Below are 2,293 nucleotides of genomic sequence, written 5' to 3'. Positions count from 1 at the left end.
GCTTGCCCTGGCCCCGGCCCGCGCGGCGGATGGGCCCCGGCCCGGGCTGCCGGAACTGGTGGTGCACACCCTGCGCGCGGACATGCCGGAGGGGACGCGGGTGCGCGTGGAACTGGCCTGACATGTCCGGTTCTGTGGTGCCCGGCTCGGTCGTGCCCCGTCAAAACGCGACTGGTCCAGACAAGTCCGGCCCAGACAAATCCGCCCCAAGCAGATTCGGCCCAGGCAAATCCTGCCCTGACGTGCCCACTCCCGACGCGCCGGGCCTGCCGCATCGCTTCTTTCCGGCCACTGTTGCCCTGCGGCCATGCCCGGCGGGACGGCGCCGTGTCCACTGTCCCGTTCGGGTCGCCGTTCCCCGCCGTCTTTTTCCGCAACGCAACGGACCGGTGAGCACGACAGGCTTTTCGCATATCGCGCGGCGCAGCTCCAGCAGCCCGGTGCGTCGTGGTCCCGCGCTACATTTTCGTCGCATTGCCGGAATCGTTGCAATGGGCTATGGCCCATGCATGATGGCTTACCCTACGGACGAAACGACGCCCACGACACGTACCGGCACCAGCCCCGCCGCAGGTGCCGCATCCGCATGCATGCCCGGCGCGGATCCGCGCCGCCGCGTGGTGTCGCTGGTGGTGCCCGTGCTGAACGAGGAGGACGCCGTCCCTCTTTTTCTGTCCACGGTACGGACCATCGTGGATCGCGAGCCGTACGACTTCGAGTTCGTGTTCGTGAACGACGGCAGCAACGACCGAACCGTCGAGGTGCTGCTGGCCGAGCACGCCCGCGACCCCCGCGTGAAGCTGGTGGACCTTTCACGCAACTTCGGCAAGGAACTGGCCCTGGCGGCCGGGTTGCAGGCCGCGCGCGGCGATGCCGTGGTGCCCATGGACGTGGACCTGCAAGACCCGCCGGAGGTGTTGCCCGACTTTCTGCGCGCCTGGGAGCAGGGGGCCGAGGTGGTGGTGGGCGTGCGCCGCGCCCGCAGCAGCGACACCGTGGGCAAGCGGGTCAGCGCGCGGTTGTTCTACCGGCTGTTCAACCGGGTGAGCGGCAACCCCATCGTGCCCGACGCGGGCGACTACCGCCTGCTTTCGCGCCCGGCGGTGGACGCCCTGAATGCGCTGCCCGAGCGGGTGCGCTTCACCAAGGGGCTGTACACCTGGGTGGGTTTTCGGCAGGTGGCCGTATTCTTTGACCGCGCACCGCGCTCGGCGGGCGCGGGCAAGTGGAAGCCGTGGAAGCTGTGGAATTTCGCCATCGACGGCCTTACCGGGTTCAGCACGCTGCCCCTGCGGGTGTGGAGCTATCTGGGCATGCTGGTGGCCCTGGCCGGGTTCGTCCACGCGGCCATCATCGCCGGGCGCACCCTGCTGTTCGGCGCGCAGGTGCCCGGCTATGCCTCGTTCATGGTCACCCTGCTGACCCTGGGCGGGCTGGTCATGGTCTCGCTGGGGATCATCGGCGAGTATCTGGGCCGGGTGTACGAAGAGGTCAAGCGCCGCCCGCAGTACGTGGTGCGGCGGCGAGTGGGGTTGGATGGGCCGGGAGATGGGCCGAATGCGCCGCCGGATGCCGCGCCGGGCGTCACTTCCGGGCATTGCCCTTGCTGCGGCGCAGAAATGACCGGGCAGGCGCGGCCCGCCCCGTCGTCGTCGCCCGCCTGCCAGCCGTCCCACCGGGGCATTTCTTCGGCCACCTCCAGCGACGGTTCCAGCGGCAACTCCGGCCCGCACCCCGCCTGATGTCACGCACCCCCATGGAACCCGACGCCCTTCCCGAGCCCTCCGGCCCGGTGCAGACCGTGGCCCAGACTCCGGGCGCGGCCCCCCCCGCCGCCGGGCCAGAGCGCCTGGTCCCGAGCGCCACCCGCCAGGCCTTCCTGTACCTTCAGGCGTCCATCATTGGCACGCTGGCCAACTTCGTGTCGCGCTTCGCGTGGTCGGAGCTGGTGGGCTTCGAGGTGGGCGTGCTGCTGGCCACCTACACCGGCATGGTCATTGTGTTCCTGCTCTCGTACCGCCGGGCTTTCGGGGTGCGGCGACCCGATGTGGCCATGTGCCTGCGCTTCGTGCTGGTGGCCCACGTGGGCATGGCCGTGGTGTGGGTGGTGTCCGTGGCTGCGTTGCGGATGGTGGAGTTGCTGGTGACGCTGTTGCCGGGGTGGCCCGTGTCCCGGATTGGGGGCGTGGCCGGGGCGGCTGGCGGCATGGGCGAGGCCCTGCACGATGCGGCCATCTGGCGCGCCGTGCTGCCGCAGGGCACGGGCACGCTGCTCGCCCCGATCATGGGACGC

Annotated in this window: 1 protein-coding gene and 1 pseudogene; both read left to right on the top strand. The window is 70.3% G+C overall.

Going from position 1 to position 2,293, the window contains the following annotated elements:
• The first annotated feature begins 590 nt into the window (after nucleotides 1–590).
• A complete protein-coding gene (locus FVW27_RS13485; protein ID WP_243838448.1) occupies nucleotides 591–1,742 on the top strand; it encodes a glycosyltransferase family 2 protein in 1,152 nt (383 codons plus the stop codon).
• Nucleotides 1,742–2,293: pseudogene (locus tag FVW27_RS13480) on the top strand (hypothetical protein); the annotation flags it as partial. The gene FVW27_RS13485 and the pseudogene FVW27_RS13480, both read left to right, overlap by 1 nt.

This window comes from Nitratidesulfovibrio liaohensis (assembly GCF_011682075.1).
GTDB classification, from domain to species: Bacteria; Desulfobacterota; Desulfovibrionia; order Desulfovibrionales; family Desulfovibrionaceae; genus Cupidesulfovibrio; species Cupidesulfovibrio liaohensis.
Note: the sequence above shows the minus strand (reverse complement) of the source record. Positions and strands in the feature narration are given on the sequence as shown.

Bases quoted from the DNA above. Each gene is read 5' to 3' on its own strand.
- FVW27_RS13485 (WP_243838448.1), top strand. From the start codon at position 591: ATGCCCGGCGCGGATCCGCGCCGCCGCGTGGTGTCGCTGGTGGTGCCC.